This window comes from Streptomyces sp. AC512_CC834 (assembly GCF_019049325.1).
Lineage (GTDB): Bacteria > Actinomycetota > Actinomycetes > Streptomycetales > Streptomycetaceae > Streptomyces.
The window spans coordinates 153,716-170,638 of record NZ_JAGMUO010000097.1; the positions used below are offsets into that span (position 1 = coordinate 153,716).

At 71.8% G+C, this 16,923-nt stretch carries 14 protein-coding genes; 6 read left to right on the forward strand and 8 right to left on the reverse strand.

The features are described 5' to 3' along the window. Nucleotides 1-74: 74 nt before the first annotated feature. Together KUM40_RS28215 and KUM40_RS28220 are read left to right on the forward strand one after the other, a co-directional pair. Nucleotides 75-1,646, forward strand: coding sequence for a sodium:solute symporter (locus KUM40_RS28215; protein ID WP_217169008.1), 1,572 nt, complete (start codon nucleotides 75-77; stop codon nucleotides 1,644-1,646). Between the two features lie 117 nt (nucleotides 1,647-1,763). Continuing rightward, the gene (locus KUM40_RS28220; RefSeq protein ID WP_217169009.1) at nucleotides 1,764-2,945 is read left to right on the forward strand and encodes an anhydro-N-acetylmuramic acid kinase; all 1,182 of its coding nucleotides are present in this window, start codon (nucleotides 1,764-1,766) and stop codon (nucleotides 2,943-2,945) included. A 26-nt stretch (nucleotides 2,946-2,971) separates the two neighbouring features. Here KUM40_RS28220 and mgrA read toward each other — a convergent pair whose 3' ends face one another. From mgrA to KUM40_RS28245, 5 genes are all read right to left on the reverse strand, one after another. Then, complete coding sequence (mgrA, locus tag KUM40_RS28225) at nucleotides 2,972-4,018, reverse strand: L-glyceraldehyde 3-phosphate reductase (protein ID WP_217169010.1); 1,047 nt, start codon at nucleotides 4,016-4,018, stop codon at nucleotides 2,972-2,974. 68 nt (nucleotides 4,019-4,086) lie between these two features. Then, a complete protein-coding gene (gene rox / locus KUM40_RS28230; protein ID WP_217169011.1) occupies nucleotides 4,087-5,550 on the reverse strand; it encodes a rifampin monooxygenase in 1,464 nt (487 codons plus the stop codon). Nucleotides 5,551-5,739: 189 nt separating this feature from the next. Further along, a complete protein-coding gene (locus tag KUM40_RS28235; protein WP_217169012.1) occupies nucleotides 5,740-6,534 on the reverse strand; it encodes a DeoR/GlpR family DNA-binding transcription regulator in 795 nt (264 codons plus the stop codon). 103 nt (nucleotides 6,535-6,637) lie between these two features. Then, nucleotides 6,638-7,996: a gluconate:H+ symporter gene (locus KUM40_RS28240; RefSeq protein WP_217169013.1), complete on the reverse strand. Its 1,359-nt coding sequence runs from the start codon at nucleotides 7,994-7,996 to the stop codon at nucleotides 6,638-6,640. Next, complete coding sequence (locus tag KUM40_RS28245) at nucleotides 7,993-9,405, reverse strand: homoserine dehydrogenase (RefSeq protein ID WP_217169014.1); 1,413 nt, start codon at nucleotides 9,403-9,405, stop codon at nucleotides 7,993-7,995. Before KUM40_RS28245 ends, KUM40_RS28240 begins: the two co-directional genes overlap by 4 nt. A 240-nt stretch (nucleotides 9,406-9,645) precedes the next feature. On the opposite strand from KUM40_RS28245, the gene otnK reads away from it, so the two are divergent. Together otnK and KUM40_RS28255 are read left to right on the forward strand one after the other, a co-directional pair. Then, nucleotides 9,646-10,923 carry a 3-oxo-tetronate kinase gene (gene otnK / locus KUM40_RS28250; RefSeq protein WP_217169015.1) on the forward strand — a complete coding sequence of 426 codons (1,278 nt, stop codon included), beginning with the start codon at nucleotides 9,646-9,648 and terminating at the stop codon, nucleotides 10,921-10,923. After that, on the forward strand, nucleotides 10,920-11,576 hold the full coding sequence (locus tag KUM40_RS28255; RefSeq protein WP_217169016.1) for a class II aldolase/adducin family protein: 657 nt from the start codon (nucleotides 10,920-10,922) through the stop codon (nucleotides 11,574-11,576). Before otnK ends, KUM40_RS28255 begins: the two co-directional genes overlap by 4 nt. A 7-nt stretch (nucleotides 11,577-11,583) precedes the next feature. Here KUM40_RS28255 and KUM40_RS28260 read toward each other — a convergent pair whose 3' ends face one another. Together KUM40_RS28260 and KUM40_RS28265 are read right to left on the reverse strand one after the other, a co-directional pair. Continuing rightward, nucleotides 11,584-11,949: a darcynin family protein gene (locus KUM40_RS28260; RefSeq protein WP_217169017.1), complete on the reverse strand. Its 366-nt coding sequence runs from the start codon at nucleotides 11,947-11,949 to the stop codon at nucleotides 11,584-11,586. 42 nt (nucleotides 11,950-11,991) lie between these two features. Further along, nucleotides 11,992-12,900, reverse strand: a complete 909-nt coding sequence (locus KUM40_RS28265; RefSeq protein WP_217169018.1) for an NAD(P)H-binding protein — start codon at nucleotides 12,898-12,900, stop codon at nucleotides 11,992-11,994. Between the two features lie 104 nt (nucleotides 12,901-13,004). Here KUM40_RS28265 and KUM40_RS28270 point away from each other — a divergent pair, with 104 nt between their 5' ends. Further along, nucleotides 13,005-13,973 carry a LysR family transcriptional regulator gene (locus tag KUM40_RS28270; RefSeq protein WP_217169019.1) on the forward strand — a complete coding sequence of 323 codons (969 nt, stop codon included), beginning with the start codon at nucleotides 13,005-13,007 and terminating at the stop codon, nucleotides 13,971-13,973. Here the strand turns inward: KUM40_RS28270 and KUM40_RS28275 are convergent. Further along, nucleotides 13,970-14,929, reverse strand: a complete 960-nt coding sequence (locus KUM40_RS28275; protein ID WP_217169020.1) for a DUF1152 domain-containing protein — start codon at nucleotides 14,927-14,929, stop codon at nucleotides 13,970-13,972. The genes KUM40_RS28270 and KUM40_RS28275 overlap by 4 nt on opposite strands. 473 nt (nucleotides 14,930-15,402) lie before the next feature. Between KUM40_RS28275 and KUM40_RS28280 the strand changes: the two genes are divergently transcribed. Continuing rightward, nucleotides 15,403-16,923 carry a catalase gene (locus KUM40_RS28280; protein WP_217169021.1) on the forward strand — a complete coding sequence of 507 codons (1,521 nt, stop codon included), beginning with the start codon at nucleotides 15,403-15,405 and terminating at the stop codon, nucleotides 16,921-16,923.

A 16,923-nucleotide genomic window follows, 5' to 3' on the forward strand; every position in this document is an offset into this window, starting at 1 on the left:
CGGAGCGGTCGCGGTCGGCATCGGCGCCGACGGGTTGCGCGCCGCTCTGCCGGCCCCGGACCCTGGGAGCAAGCGTGCGCCAGCTCGACCTCGTGGTGATCGTGGTCTATCTGATCGGGATCGCCTGGATCGGCCTGCGGAAGGCCGGCCGGCAGAAGTCGGCGAAGGACTACTTCGTCGGTGAAGGCCACATGCCGTGGTGGACCGTGTCCTTCTCCGTCGTCGCCACCGAGACCAGCGTGCTCACCGTGATCAGCGTCCCCGGCGGCGCCTACAGCGGCCAGGGCTTCGGAAACGTCGAACTCGCCCTGGGCTACGTCATCGGACGTGTCGTCGTGGCCACCGTACTGATCCCCCTCTACAAGCGCGGCGGGTTCGTCAGCGCCTACCAGTACCTGGGCGACCGGTTCGGGCTGAAGTTGCAGGGCCTCGCCTCGGTGACCTTCGTCTTCACCCGGCTCATGGCCGAGGGCGTCCGGCTGTTCGCCTCGGCCATCCCCATCAAGCTGCTGCTCGACGAGTTCGGTGTGCACGCGAGCTACCGCGTGATCATCATCGTCATCACGCTGATCACCGTGGTCTACACCTACCTGGGCGGCATCAAGGCGGTCATCTGGACCGACGCCATCCAGATGGTCCTCTACCTCGGCGGCGCGGTCCTCGCCGTCGCGGTGCTGTCCGCGCACGTCGGAGGGGACGGCTACGCACGTGCCCTGGACGCCGGGCGGTTCACGCTCTTCGACACCGACTTCGGCCTCGCCCACATCCTCACCAGCCCGTTCGCCCTGCCCACGGCCATCATCGGCGGCGCCATCTTCGCCATGGCCTCGCACGGCTCCGACCAGCTTATCGTCCAGCGTGTGCTGGCCACCCGGACGCTGCGCGAGGGCCAGAAGGCCATGATCGCCTCGGGTGTCTTCGTCACCATCCAGTTCGCCGCCTTCTCGCTCGTCGGCGCGCTGCTGTGGTCGTACAACGAGGGCAAGTCCTTCTCGGAGCTGGGGCTGTCCAGTTCGGACAACCTCTACCCCGAGTTCATCCTGCACGGGCTGCCCGTCGTCGTCTCGGGTCTGCTCGTGGCCGGCATCCTGGGCGCCGCGATGGGGTCGCTGTCCTCGGCGCTGAACTCCATGTCGAACTCGACGGTCGCCGACATCATCCACAGCTTCTTCCGCAGTGCACCGTCCGAGGAGGCGATGCTGAGGCTCGCCCGCTGGATGACGCTGGTGTGGGCGACGTTCATGGCCGTCTTCGCCTGCGCGTTCAGCGCGAGCACGGGCAACGTGTATCTGACCGGACTGACCATCGCGGGCTACACCTACGGCGCACTGCTCGGCGCGTTCCTCCTGGGGCGGCTCGTCGAGCGGGCGGGCGAGGTCGACGCGGTCGTCGCCTTCCTCGTCACCATCGGGGTGATGACGTACATCGTGCGCGTGGTGAAGATCGACGTCACCACGGGCGGGACCACGACGTCCCAGGCGATCGCGGCCCAGTGGCTCGTGCCCATCGGCGTACTGATCACCCTGCTGGTGGGCGGTGTGCTGAGTCTGTTCCACCGGGACCCGGCGGCCGGCGGGGGCGCCGCGCAGGACGAGGAGCCGGGCGCCGGGCCCGACCGGCTGACGGCGACGGCCGACCGGAACTGATCAGGTCAGGCAGCCGGGGGGGGCGGGCGCCGCGTCGCGCGCCGACGAGCCCGCCCGCCCGGCACATCCCCGTCCCCGCACATCCCCGTCCCCGCTCAGACCTCGCAGGAGGACACCGTGCGTGTGATCGGCCTGATGTCAGGCACGTCCTACGACGCCGTCGAGGCGGCCGCCGCGGACCTCGTACTCCGGGGCGAGGTCCTGGTGATGCGTCCTCTCGGGCATCTCTCCGCCTGCTATCCCGACCACCTGCGTGACCTGATCGCGGGGAGCCTGCCGCCGTCGGCCACGACGTTGCGGACCGTGGCCGAGCTGGACACCGGCATCGGCCGGGTGTTCGCCGACGTGGCGGTGCGTGCCGTGCGCGAGCTGTGCGACGGCAGCGCCGATCTGGTGGTCTCCCACGGACAGACCATGTACCACTGGGTCGAGGACGGCGCCGTCCGCGGCACCCTCCAGCTCGGCCAACCCGCCTGGATCGCCGAGGCGACCGGTCTGCCCGTCGTCTCCGACCTGCGCGGCAGGGACGTCGCGGCCGGCGGTCAGGGTGCGCCGCTGGTGGCCATGACGGACGCCCTGGCCATGGCCGCGCTGCCCGGCGTTCCCGCGGCCCTCAACCTGGGCGGCATCGCCAACGTCACCGTCCTCGCCCCGGGAACGGAGCCGCTGGCCTTCGACACCGGGCCGGCCAACGCCCTGATGGACGCCGCCGTACGGCACTTCACGGCCGGCGCCGCCGAGTACGACGAGGGCGGACGCCGGGCGGGGGCGGGCCGGGTCGATCCGGCGCTGCTGCGGGTGCTGCTGGACGACCCCTACTACCGCGGGCCGGCCCCGAAGAGCACCGGCAAGGAACGGTTCCACCTGCCGTACCTGCTGGAGGCACTCGCCGCGGCGCCCGTTCCGGAGCCCGACGACGTCCTGGCGACGCTGGCCCGGCTCACCGCCGTCACGGTGGCCGACGCCTGCCGCGCGCACGGGGTCACGCGGCTCGTCGTCTCCGGCGGCGGCGCGCACAACCCCGTACTGATGGGCATGATCGCCGATGAGCTGCCCGGGGTGCCCCTCGGCCCGAGCGACGCGCTCGGGCTGCCGTCCGACGCCAAGGAGGCCCTTGCCTTCGCCCTGCTGGGTTTCCTGACCGTCAACGGACTGCCGGGCACGATCCCTTCGGGCACGGGTGCGCGCCGGGCGTCACTCCTCGGCAGCATCACCCCGGGGCTGGAGCCCTTGCGGCTGCCCGAACCCGCCCCCGGGCCTCCCCGGCTGCTCCGCATCACCGGCGAACCCCGGTCCTGACCGCCCCCTCCGCATGGCGGGGCGCTTCAGCCGAGGTCGCCGGTGCGAGCCTCCCGCCACAGGTCTACGTTGCCGTCGACGGCGGCGTGCTTGTCGATCTCGGCCAGCTCGTCGTCGCCGAAGGAGAGGTTGTCCAGGGCGGCCACGTTCTGCTCGAGCTGCTCGGTGCGGGAGGCGCCGATCACCAGCGAGGTGACGCGTGGGTCGCGCAGGGCCCAGGCGAGCGCCATCTGGGCCAGGGTCTGGCCACGGCGGGCGGCGATGTCGTTCAGCGCACGCAGACGCGCGAGGGTGTCCTCGCTCAGCCAGCCGGTCTCGAAGGACTTGCCCTGAGTGGCACGGGACCCCTCGGGGATGCCGTCGAGGTAACGGCCGGTGAGCAGCCCCTGGGCGAGCGCGGTGAACCCGATGACACCGAAGCCGTCTTCGGCCGCGGCGTCGAGCAGGCCCTCGGTCTCGATCCACCGGTTGAGCATGTTGTACGACGGCTGGTGGATGAGCAGCGGGGTGCCCAGGTCGCGCAGGATCGCGGCCGCCTGCCGGGAGCGTTCGGCGTCGTAGGAGGAGATGCCGACGTAGAGGGCCTTGCCCTGCCGCACCGCCGTGTCCAGGGCCGTCATGGTCTCCTCCAGCGGGGTGGAGGCGTCCAGGCGGTGGGAGTAGAAGATGTCGACGTAGTCCAGGCCCGTGCGCTTCAGGGACTGGTCGAGGGAGGCGAGCATGTACTTGCGGGAGCCGCCGCCCTGGCCGTAGGGGCCGGGCCACATGTCCCATCCGGCCTTGGTGGAGACCACCAGCTCGTCCCGGTGGGGGGCCAGGTCCTGCCGCATGATCCGGCCGAAGTTGATCTCGGCTGATCCGTAGGGCGGGCCGTAGTTGTTGGCCAGGTCGTGGTGGGTGATGCCGAGGTCGAAGGCGCGCAGGGCGATCTGTCGCTGGCTCTCGAACGGCTTGTCGTCGCCGAAGTTGTGCCAGTAGCCCAGGGACAGCGCGGGCAGGTCGAGCCCCGAGCGCCCGGTGCGGCGGTAGTGCATGGTGCCGTCGTAGCGGTTGGGGTCCGCGACGTGGTTCATGGGGGGTCTCCGGGTTCTCCGGGTTCTCCGGTGGGGATGCGGGGTCGGGCGGCCCGTGACCGGGGTGGTCAGTCGGTGGCGGCGCCGAACCACCGGGGCAACCGGTCGAACAGGTCCTGCTGGTCGTCACCGACCCATGCCACATGACCGTCCGGCCTCAGCAGCATCGCGGGCACCGTCAGTTTCTCACCGTCGTCGACGACATGATCGACCCGGTCCGACCAGCCCGTCACCGACAGCCGGCCGGTACGGTCCAGCAGGAGCCCGCGGCCGGAGTGCATCCGGCCGTAGAGGCGCCCCCGCTTCAGCTCGACGTCCCGCATCCTGCGGCCGAGCAGCTCGTGTGCCGCGTCTCCTGCGTCTCCCGTGCCTCCCGCGCCTCCCGTGCCGAAGTCGTAGTGGACGTCGAGCGCCGTGATCTTCTCGGTCAGGTGGCGGCTGACCTCCTCGAACCGCATCAGTTCCGACAGCAGCCGGCGCACCGCCCGAGGGCCCGGCTCGGTGGACAGCAGTTCCATCTGTGCGCGGGTGTTGTCCAGCACGCCGGCGGCCACCGGGTGCCGTTCGGTGTGGTAGCTGTCCAGCAGTCCCTCGGGCGCCCAGCCGTTCACCTCGGCGGCCAGTTTCCAGCCGAGGTTGAAGGCGTCCTGGATGCCGAGGTTGAGGCCCTGCCCGCCGACCGGCGGGTGGACGTGCGCCGCGTCGCCGGCGAGCAGTACCCGGCCGGTCCGGTAGCGCTCGGCCAGCCGGGTGGCGTCGCCGAAACGGGACAGCCAGCGCGGTGAGTGCACGCCGAAGTCGGTGCCCGCGCACTGGCGCAGCCGCCGCTTGAACTCTTCCAGGGTCGGTGGGACCGACCGGTCCTCGGCGACGCCCTCGGCGGGGGCGACCACGCGGTACACCCCGTCCCCGACGGGTCCGAGGCCGAACCGCTTCTGGGCCCGGCGGACCTCGGCCACGCGCTCGGCCACCGTCTCCGGCTCCGCGGTCACGCTCATCTCGCCGATCAGCGTCTCGGTGCTCGAGGGGTCCCCGGGGAAGCCGACGCCGAGCAGTCCGCGCACCGTGCTGCGCCCGCCGTCGCAGCCGACGAGGTAGCGGGAGCGCAGTCGCGTGCCGTCGGCGAGTTCCGCGGTCACCCCGTGTTCGTCCTGGTTCAGCCCGACAAGTTCGCGACCGCGGGCGACCTCGGCGCCGAGTTCGGCGGCGCGCTCGGCCAGCAGGCGGTCGGTGACGGGCTGCGGGATGCCGAGGACGTAGCCGTGTGCGGTGTCCAGCGTGTTCGGCGCGGGCTTGTCGATGGCGGCGAAGGAGCCGCCGACCGGGTACCGCCGGCCGTGTTCGAGGAAGCGCTCCAGCAGACCCCGCTGATCCATCACCTCGATGCTGCGCACGTGCAGGCCCAGTGAGCGCACCACCCGCGTCGGTTCGGGCTCCTTGTCCAGCACGAGCACCTGTACGCCGTGCAGCCGCAGTTCGCCGGCCAGCATCAGACCGGTCGGTCCGCCGCCGACGACGAGTACGTCGATCATGAGTCCCCCATGGAGCGAAATCGTCAGGTCGGGCCGCCCGCCGCACGTGGCGCGGCGGGCGAGGTCGACGATTCTGCGCCACGAACGGGCCCTTGCCGCAAGGCCCCCCATGCGCTATAGGTTGTTAGTGGCAAGAGGAAAGTGTTCCTCCTGCCTTTTTTGTTGCCGCGGGTCAGGGCTTGCCGAAGGTCAGGGCTTGGCCAGGACGAGCGAGGAACCGCCGGCCCGGATGCCCTCGGCGGCGGCGTCGGTCAGGTCGGTGTCCGTGACGATGGTGTCGAAGGCGGTCAGCGGCGCCACGCGGTAGCGGCCGAAGGTGCCGTACTTGGACGAGCCGGCCACCAGGACGGAGTGCGCGGCCGAGGCCATGGCGGCCTGTTTGACGTCCACCTTGGACTCCGAGGGAGTGGTCGTGCCCCGGAGCAGGTCCCAGGAACTCGTGCTGATGAAGGCGACGTCCAGGGCGAGTTGTCGCAGGGTGTCCGCGGCGAGGCGGCCCACGCTGGAGCGGTTGGAGACGTCGACACGGCCGCCGACGTGCACCAGTTCCAGGCTCTCGGCGTCCATCAGCCGGCCGATGGTGGTGAAGTCGTTGGTGACCACGGTGAGGTGGGGCAGCCGGGCGAGTGCGGGGGCCATGGCGAGCAGGGTGGTGCCCGCGTCCAGGTAGACGGTCATCCCGTCCTGGACAAGGTGGGCGGCCTCGGCGGCCATCGCCCGCTTCTGCGGCTGCTCGACCTCCGACTTGTCGAGGAAGCCCGGCTCGCTGCTGATGGTGCTGGCGATACGGACGCCGCCGGGGACGGAGAACACCAGGCCGCCTCGTTCGAGTTCGGCGATGTCGCGTCGCACGGTCATGTGGGAGACGCCGAGCAGCCGGGTGATCTGCTGGACGCTGAGCACGCCGTCGCGCCGCAGGTGTTTCAGCAACTGTTCGCGGCGCTGGTCGGGGATCAGCGGAGGGTGCTCGCCGTCCGAGGTCATGGTCTGGTCTCCCTTCGACCGTGATGACGTTAGCCGATGATCATGCCAGTGACGGTCCGGGTCCGGTCGGGGTCCGGTCCGGGTCCGTCACCGGCAGGTGTTCTCAGCCGTGCACGACGGTGCTGAGCAGCATCACGCCGCCGAGGCTGAGCAGTGACTGGAGGGACAGCATCAGGGTCCAGGTGCGGAAGGTCTGCGCCACCGACAGTTGGAAGTACTCCTTGAACAGCCAGAATCCGGAGTCGTTGACGTGCGAGAGCATCACCGCTCCCGAGGCGGTGGCCAGCACCATCAGTTCGGGCGAGGTGCCGGGCGAGGCGCTGAGCAGGGGCGCGACGATGGCGGTCGCCGCGGCGGTGGCGACGGTCGCCGAGCCGAGGCAGATCCGCAGCAGGGCGGCGACCAGCCAGCCGAGGAGCAGCGGGGGTATCGCCCAGTCCACGGCGTAGTCGGAGATGAGCTGGTCGATGCCGGTCTCCGTCAGCATCGCCTTGAAGCCGCCGCCGGCGCCCAGGATCAGGATGATCGCGCCGACCGGTGCGAGTCCCTTGGACGCCATCTTCTGCAGTTGTCCGAGGCCGAAGCCGGAGCGTACGCCGAGGGCGAAGAAGGCGAAGATCACGGCCGCCAGCAGGGACAGCACGGAGGAGTTGCAGGCGTCGAAGAACTGGTGGGGCAGCGTGCCCCCGGCCGTGTTGGCGGTGCCCAGGGTGCCGAGGAGCATGAGGCCCGGCGGGAGCAGCACGGTGATGAGCGCGAGGGTGAAGGAGGCCGGCTTGCGCCGGTGTTCGGGCTCCGTGGAGACGGACTGGACCGGACCGCGGTCGAGGTCGGGCGCGGGACCGAACCAGCGGCTGATGAACCTGGTCAGCACCGGGCCGGTGAGCACGGCCATCGGGATGCCGATGACCAGGCCCCACAGGATGGTGAGGCCGGTGTTGGCGCCGTACGCGGAGACGGCCAGGGTCGGCGAGGGGTGGGGCGGCAGCAGGCCGTGCGACACGTACAGACCGGCGGCCATCGGCAGGCCCACCCACAGCAGGTGCGTGTCGCTGCGCTTGGCGACGGTGTACACCAGCGGCACCAGCATGACGAAGCTGACGTCGAACAGGTGCGGCATGCCGATCAGCAGCGCCGCGGCGGTGATGGCCGCCGGGATCCACTTCACGGGCCGGGAGCCGATGAACACGGTGGCGATGCGGTCGGCGCCGCCGGAGCCGAGGAGGATGCCGCCCAGCAGGGTGCCGAGGCCGATGGTGGGGCCGCTGCCGCCCAGGGTGTCTCCGAAGCCGTCCTGGAAGGCCTCGACGGCACGCACCGGGGCGATGCCGGACGCGACACCGAGCCCGAGGGCGGAGAGGGCGAGCGCGAGGAAGGGGTGCAGTTTGGTCTTGGTGATCAGCAGGACGAGCACGACGACGGCCGCGGCCCCGAGGAGGAGGTGCTGGAGGTCGGTGCTCATGCGGCGGTGTTTCCTTCCGTACCGTCCGGGCAGCCGCGCGAGGCGCGGCCGGACCGCCAGGCGCGCAGCAGGCCCGGGTCCGGGTCGGCGAGGTCGGCCACGCGGATCGGCTCACCGGCGGGCACCGGCCGGGCGAGCGTGGCGTGGGCGGCGAGGTAGAGCGGGGCGATGTCGTCCGGTGCGTCCTCGCCGCGCAGCAGGACGGCCTGGACGCCGGTGACGTCGTGGTGGTGGCCGCCCATGGCGAGGACGGTCCCGGCGGGCAGGTCCGTGCGGGCGCGGCCGGCGAGTACGGCGTACGAGCGGGGGTCGGTGCCGCCGGAGGGTCGGCGGTGCAGCACCGCGGACAGCAGGCTGACCGGGGTCTCGACGCCCATCAGGTGGTAGGGCAGGTAGATCGCGGCGTACCGGCCGTCCTTGCTGAGGACGTGGCCCTTCTCGCGCAGCGTCTCCCAGGTGACCGGGTCGTCGGTGCGCACGACCACGAAGACGCCGCCGGCGAAGGACGCCTCGCCGGGCAGGCGCAGGGCGCTGAAGACGTCCACGACCCCGTCGCGGGTCAGCAGGCCGCCCTCCTCGCGGGGGCGGTAGACGTCGGCTAGCTCGGCGACGCGGGCGACGGGGTAGTGCAGGCGTTCCGTGTCCGGGCGAAAGCCCGTGTTGTTGGCGACGACGGCCATCTCGCAGTAGTCGGCGGTGGCGCCGGTGGGCAGGTCGGCCACGGCCGCGGCGCGGGCGTCGAGGGTGGCGCGCACGTCGTCGCCGAGTCCGAGCAGCCCGGAGAGCGCCGGTGCGGGCACCGTGGTGTTCAGTTGCGTCACGGTGCCGGTCTCGGGGTCGAACACGAGGTCGTACTCGGTGGACTTGCCGATCGCCACGATGTCGAGGCCGAGCAATTCCGCCCAGGTCACCAGGCCGATGAGGTTGGCGGGCTGATCGCCGTCGGCGGTGGTGCAGACGAGGTCGCGGGCGGCGGCGAGGTCGGCGAGGTGGAGTCCGGCGACGGAGTCGACCTCCTTGCTGACCATCGCGACGTGCCGGTCGGCGGTGAGGGCCGCTTCGGCCATGGCGAGGCCGTCCGCCGGGCTGCCGGTCGCCTCCACCAGGATGTCCCAGGGTGCCGCGGTCAGCAGGGCCGCGTCGGCGACGAGGGCGATGCCGCCCCGCGCGACGGTGTCCGCGACGGCGGTGGCATCGTGGCACTCGGCCGGCAGCGTGGCGTCGTAACCCAGTTCGTGCAGCATGGCGCGCAGCCTGGGCAGGTCGCGGTCGCACAGGACGGCCGGGACGAGGCCGGGCAGGCGTCGGCTCTGGGCCAGGAGGGTGCGCGCGAATCCGCCGCCGGCCCCGGTCAGCGCGTACCGCACCGTCCGGCCGCCGCTGTCGGCGAACAAGTGATGCAGGTTCATGAGGCCCTCCTGGATGAGCGCGCAAGGTCGTGACAAAGGTGGCGACAAAGGTGGTGACAGGGCTTCTCGCGCGGTCGACGGGGCGACGGTGTGCTGTGGGACGCGCGTTCTAGAAGCAGCGAATGAACAACATGTATCACCAGATCCCATCCACGTAAAGTCTGGTAACATAATTTCACAGATCATCACGGGTGGCCTTCGGGCGCACCAGGAACCCGGACACCAACGCAGGAGCACTTGATGCCGACCCTCGGGGCCATCGCAGACGACTTCACCGGCGCGACCGATCTTGCGACGATGCTGGTCGCCCGAGGTTTCCGGACCGTGGTCACGGTCGGCGCCGACGCGGTCGCCCCAGCGCCGGACCAGTGGGTGGACGTGGACGCGGTCGTGGTGGCCCTCAAGTCCAGGACCGCTCCCGTGCCGGAGGCGGTGGAGGATGCGCGCCGGGCGCTGCGGGCCCTGCGCGCGATCGGCTGCCGGCGCTTCTACTTCAAGTACTGCTCGACGTTCGACTCCACGCCCCGCGGCAACATCGGGCCGGTCACGGACGCGCTGCTGGCTCAGACCGGCGAGCGGCGCACGGTGGTGGTCCCCTCCTTCCCGGCGACCGGGCGCACGGTGTACCGGGGGCGGCTCTTCGTCCACGACGACCTGCTCGACGAGAGCCCCATGCGCCACCACCCGCTCACCCCGATGCTGGACTCCCGCGTCGACCGGCTGCTGCGGCCGCAGACGGACCACCCCGTCACCCGCATCGGCCTGGACACCGTCCGGTCCGGCACGGCCGCTCTGCGCGCCGCCCTGGACGAAGACGCCCACGCCGACGCGCTCACGGTGGTGGACGCCGTCGACGACGAGGACCTGCGGACCGTCGCCGCCGCCACGGAGGACTTCGGGCTGGTGACCGGCGCCGCCGGGCTCGCCGTGGGACTGACCGGGCCGCATCCGGACCAGGCCCGCGCCCGGCCCGCGTCGCGCCCTCAGGACCCCGGTGTGGTCCTCGCGGGCAGCGCGTCCGCCGCGACACGGGCGCAGGTCGCCCATGCGCTGGGCCGGCTGCCGCACCGGCGGCTCGAACTGGGCCGGCTCCGCGCCGACTTCGACGCCGCCGTGGCCGACCTGACCGCGTTCGTGCGCGAGCGGTGGGCGGCCGACTCCGCCCGGCCGCCCCTGATCTACGCCGTCGCCACTCCGGAGGACGTCGAGACCGACACCCCGCCCGCCGCGGAGCCACCCGCGTCGCTCGTGGAGAGAGCCCTCGCCGCCTGCGCGACGGCCCTGGTGGACGCCGGAGCGCGACGGCTGCTGGTGGCCGGCGGGGAGACGTCGGGCGCCGTCGTCACGGCGCTGCGCGCCCGCACGCTCGCCATCGGGGCGCCCATCGCCCCGGGTGTCGCCTGGGCCCGCACCGGGGTGTGCCCCACCGGGACGGCGCACACGATCGATCTCGCCCTGAAGTCGGGGAACTTCGGCGGCACCGACATCTTCACGCAGGCATGGGAGCAGCTCGTATGACCGCCCTCGCACACGAACTCGTCGAGGCGGCGGCCCACCTGGCCGGGCTCGGGCTGAGCCCCGGCTCCTCGGGCAACATCAGCGCCCGCGACGGCGACCGCGTCCTGGTCACCCCGACCGGCACCGACCTGGCCGCACTCGACCCCCGGAACCTGTCGGTGCTCGACCTCGACGGCGGCCACCTGGACGGACCGGCGCCGTCCAAGGAGTACCCCCTCCACCTGGCCTTCTACCGACGGGAGCGCGCCACCCGCGCCGTCGTCCACCTGCACTCCCGGCACGCCGCCGCGGCCTCTTGCCGCGCCCCCTGGTCCGAGCGCAGCGCGCTGCCTCCGCTGACGCCGTACTTCGTCATGCGGGTCGGTCAGATACCGATGCTCCCCTACGCCCCGCCCGGCGACCCCGGCCAGGCCTCGGACCTGGAGCTGCTCGCCGTTCCCTGCCGTGCCGCGCTCCTGCAGAACCACGGCCCGGTCGTCGCGGGCACCTCCCTGCGCGGGGCCACCGAGGCCGCGATCGAGGTGGAGGAGGCCTCCGCGCTGTACCTGCTCCTGGGAGACCGGCCGGTGCGCCACCTCACGCCGGCCGAGGCGACCACGCTGGCCCGGAAGTACGGCACGTACTGGGAGCCGGACGCGCAGCCCCGGCCGTGACGTGATGTCAGGTGGAGATGGTGGTGACCGCGTCGACGCCGTAGGTGCGGGCGTAGCCGTTCTCGGTGCCGACGAGGAGGTCGACGACCTCGAAGTACCGGTCCCAGAAGGGCGTTTCACGCAGGGCGTCGACGAGGAGCTGGTAGGCGTGGTGGTCGTCCGCCTCCCAGACCCAGACGTCGGTGACGCGGGCGGAGTAGAACTCCGTGTCGTAAAAGCGTGACCGGACGCCGGTGGTCCTGGCCTTGACGGCGGGGACGACCTCGGTGGTGAAGGCGTGCACCCGCTCCTCCACGGTCATGGCGAGCCACTCGGGTGTGGTCTTGACGAGCATGAACGCGGTGACCGGGGTTTCGGTGGTCTCTGCAGGCATGGTTGCTTCCTGTTCGGGGTGAGGGGCGCCCGGGGCGAGGGTTCAGGAGCGGCCCGCGGACCTGAGGACCGCGGGCCTGAGGGTCTGGGCGACCCAGTGCTCGAAGGTGGTCGGGGCGGTGTTGCCCGGGGTTCGGGTGACGCCCGCGTCGAGGCCGTCGTCCTTGGCCCGCTTCATGTCGACGACACCGTCGACGAACGCCTTGTCGAGGCCGTGGCCGACAAGGGTGGTGCGCAGGTCGTCGAACGCCTGACGCTCGTAGCGGACGGGGCGGCCGAGTTGCTCGGTCATGATGCGGGCCAGGTCGTTGGGCGACAGGTCCTGCGGGCCGAGGACCGGGACGCTGCCGGTGCCTGTCCAGGACCGGTCCAGGAGCAGGCCGGCGGCCACGGCGGCGATGTCGGCGACGGCCACGAACGGAGCCTTGCGGTCGGCGTCGGCGGCGTCGCCGAAGACGCCCTTCTCGCGGATCGAGTCGGCCTCCTCCAGGACGTTCTCGAAGAACGAGGGGTTCGCCAGGGCCCGGTAGGCGACACCTGTGCCCGCGATCAGGTCGTCCACGGCGAGCGAGACGGTGACGAGTCCGGCGCGGTCGGCGACCGGGGTGCCGCGGCCGAGGGCGGAGACACCGACGACATGGCCGACGCCGTGCACGGCGAGGGCGTTCGCGGCGGGGCGGGTGAAGCCGAGGTAGGCGTCGTCCGGGGTCATGGAGGAGTCCGGCGGGACGAGCCAGAAGACGGCGTCGGCGCCGTCGAAGGCCCGGTCGACGACCGCGGCGTCACCGTGCGAGCCGGTGACCACCTCGACGCGCTCGCGCACCGTGTCGGACAGCCGTGCGGGGTCGCGCACGATCACGCGCAGTTCCTCGCCGCGGGCGGGAGCGGATTCCAGGAGCAGCGGCAGCAGGTGGCGGCCGATGTTCCCGGTGGGAGCAGTGATGACGATCATGAAAACCTCGTGGGTCGGGCCGGATCGGTACGACCTCGATCCTGCGAGCCCACGAGGTGTTGCCACAATGGGAACTTCAGCAAGGGATTATTGCCCGGAACGGAATGACACTGGTGAACAGCACGGATCCCCTGGCGCCGGTCGTCGACGCCAACCTCGCCGTCGCCCTCGACGCCCTGCTCACCGAGCAGAGCGTCACCCGCGCCGCGGCCCGCATGCACACCTCCCCCGCCGCCATGAGCCGCACCCTCGGCCGCCTCCGCCGTATCCTCCAGGACCCCCTGCTGGTCCGGGCCGGACAGAGCATGGTGCCCACTCCCAGGGCGCTGGTCCTGCGGGACGAAGCCGCCACCGTGGTGCGCCGGCTCGGCGCACTGCTGACTCCGGCCGCCGACGTGGACCCGGCCACGCTGCGGGGCACTCTCACCCTCCAGGCCGCCGACCTGGTCGGTGCGGTACTCGCCGCCGGCCTGCTGCCGCTGGCCGGGCAGGAGGCACCCGGGGTGTCACTGCGGTTCCTTGCCGAGGAGCTGGAGGCCGGTCCCGCCCTCCGCGACGGCCGGGTCGACCTGGAGGTCGGGGCCATCGATCACGTGGACCCCGAAACCCGGGTCGAGGAGCTGGTCACCCTGCGGATGGCGGCGGCCGTCCGGCCCGGTCACCCCCTCACCGAGGAGCCCCCGACCCCGGCCCGGTTCGCCGCCGCCGAGCATGTCGCCGTCAGCCGCCGCGGACGCTTCACCGGTCCCGTCGACGCCGCCCTCGCCGAGCACGGTCTGATCCGCCGGGTCACCGTGGTCCTTCCTGGCCATCTGGCCGCGTTGGGCCTCGCCGCCCGCAGCGACGTGGTCGCCCTGATCCCCGCCGCACCGCCCGACGCCTCCCCCTCACCACTGACCGAGCAGGCGACCGTCCTCGGCCTGCGCATCCTCGACATTCCGCTGCCGCTGCCGCCCCTGGTCATCGGCATGGCCTGGCACCCCCGGCACACCGCCGACGGAGCACACCACTGGCTGCGGAGTGCCGTCCGCCGGGCCCTGCGCGCCCGGTCTTCCGGCCAGGACGGGTCCTAGTGCGGGAAGCTCCGGGGTGGGCGAGGCACGACCGTCTCCCGGAACTCGGCTATGCGGGACTGCACTTGGCGCATCAGGTGGGTGTCCTCGATGCGGTCCAGGTACAGGCAGCGGGCCGCCAGGCCAGGGAGGTCGAAGGCGAAGTACAGGGACATCAGCGGGTTCACGAACAGTTCGCTGCCCCGGGTGCGGTCGGTGAACCGCACGTCGCCGAAGGAGCCTTGAACGGCCGCCGCGATGGAGCCGTTCACGATGCTGGGGTGTTCCGGCGTGTGCTCCTGGGCGTGTGCCACCGCATCGAGGTACAGCGCGCCCTCGCGGCTGGCGCGCGGAACGGAGAAGGCCCCGAGACAGGCACCGTCGCGCTCCAGCGCGGCGATGTTCTCCAGGACTTGTACGTGGTTCACGCCGTGGTACGCGTCGATGCCGAACCCGAGCGAGACAACGAGGCGGTGCGGCACGTGGTCCAGGGCGGCCAGGGCCGCCACGCTCGTGAGGTCCTCCTCGGGGGTGCCGAGACCGGCCTCGTCGCCGCGCAGCAGGATGTCGGTGCCTCCGTCGACCAGTACGACGGCGTCGATCGCGTGCAGCGCGATCAGGGCTTCGTACGCGGCGCGCAGCGGCTGGACCCCGGTCTGCGGGAAGGCGTGGACGGTGGCCGGGTAGCCGTGCCCGCGCAGCCACTGGGCGAGGGTCCGCTCCGGGAAGTAGCTCTGGTGCGGCGCCGACTCGGGCGTGATGACGGCCAGGTCGGGCGCGGCCCAGGCGTCGGGGGGAAGACCGGCGAGCGCGCTGAAGGAGAGGTTCGCCAGCCGCACCTCCCTGCCCTGGTGCAGGAGGGACAGGGCCAGGGGCAGACCCGAGTAGATGTCGAACCCGCCGCCCGCCCCTGCGACGAGGATCCGCTCGGCGTCCGCCAGCCGGTCGAAGAGCGGGTTGGTGTGCAGAGGCGTCATGCCGATCATTGTCGGCGATCCCGCCGAGGACTCGGGCGACCCGCCCTCACCGACGACGGACGGCCGCGCACGCGTGACGTCGCCCGCCACCGTCTCACCGTCTCCGCTTGCGAGGTCCGGGCGGCGGCGGAGACTGATACGGACGACGGCACTCCGGAGGGTCCTGGACGGATGGGCGAGTACGGCCAGTACGGCGAGTACGCGGTGCTTCCCGACGCCGGGACGCGGCACGGCAGGCGGGCGGACGGGCTCAGCCCCGGGTCCGCCGCGTCCGGCGTCCGGCCGCACCGGGACCGGATTGGCGTGGCCGCTGCGGGGCACGCGTCCTGCGGGGACCGCGCGGGCCGGGGACCCGGCCGCGGCTCGGGCGCCGGCGGGACCGCTCCGCCGGGCAGAGCGGAGCGGATCCCGTGCCCCGTGTCCGCGTCGCGCGGCCCCCGCGCGTCAGTCACTCCCCGACGAAAGGCAGTCCCATGACGGACACCCCGCCTGCCACCACCACGGACTCCGGCGCACCGGCGGAGAGCGACGAACACTCGCTCACCGCGGGCCCGGCGGGTCCGGTCCTCCTTCAGGACGCCTATCTCATCGAACAGATGGCGCAGTTCAACCGGGAGCGCATCCCCGAGCGCCAGCCGCACGCCAAGGGCAGCGGTGCCTTCGGCCACTTCGAGGTCACACACGACGTGAGCGCCTACACCAAGGCGGCCGTCTTCCAGCCCGGCACGCGCACCGACCTGGTCACCCGCTTCTCGACCGTCGCGGGTGAGCGCGGCAGCCCGGACACCTGGCGCGACCCGCGCGGCTTCGCGGTGAAGTTCTACACCAGCCAGGGCAACTACGACATGGTCGGCAACAACACGCCCGTGTTCTTCGTCAAGGATCCGATGAAGTTCCAGCACTTCATCCGGTCGCAGAAGCGCCGGGCGGACAGCAACCTGCGCGACCACGACATGCAGTGGGACTTCTGGACGCTCTCGCCGGAGTCCGCGCACCAGGTCACCTGGCTCATGGGAGACCGGGGCGTCCCGCGCTCCTGGCGCCACATGAACGGCTACACCTCCCACACCTACATGTGGATCAACGCCGCCGGTGAGCGGTTCTGGGTGAAGTACCACTTCAAGACCGACCAGGGCATCGAGTACTTCACGCAGCACGAGGCCGACCAGATGGCCGCGGCCGACACCGACTACCACATGCGGGACCTCTTCGAGCACATCCGTGACGGCGAGTACCCGAGCTGGACGCTGCACGTGCAGGTCATGCCGTACGAGGATGCCGCGGGCTACCGGTTCAACCCGTTCGACCTGACGAAGGTGTGGCCGCACGGCGACTACCCCCTCATCCCGGTCGGCCGCATGACGCTGGACCGGAACCCGACGGACAACCACGCCGAGATCGAGCAGGCGGCCTTCCAGCCCAACAACCTGGTCCCCGGCATCGGCCCGAGCCCGGACCGGATGTTGCTGGCCCGGCTCTTCTCGTACGCCGACGCCCACCGTCACCGGATCGGCCCGAACTACCAGCAGCTCCCCGTGAACGCCCCGGTCGTCGACGTCCGCACCTACTCCAAGGACGGTGCGATGGCCTACCGGAAGACGACCGACCCGGTCTACGCGCCGAACTCCAAGGGCGGTCCCGCCGCCGACACCGAGCGGTTCGGCACGCCGCCCGGCTGGGAGACGGACGGGGCCATCACCCGCACGGCCTACGTCGACCATCCCGAGGACGACGACTGGGGCCAGCCGGGCACCCTGGTGCGCGAGGTCATGGACGACGCCGCCCGTGACCGGCTGGTCGACAACGTGGTGGGCCACCTGCTCAACGAGGTGACCGAACCCGTCCTGCAGCGGGCCTTCGAGTACTGGTCGAACATCGACAAGACCATCGGTGACCGCATCGCCCGGGGCGTGCGGGCGAAGGCGGGCGAGAAGGACCCCAAGGCCGCCGAGCAGCACAATCCGGCCCGGCGGTCCATGCAGGACAAGGCCTGA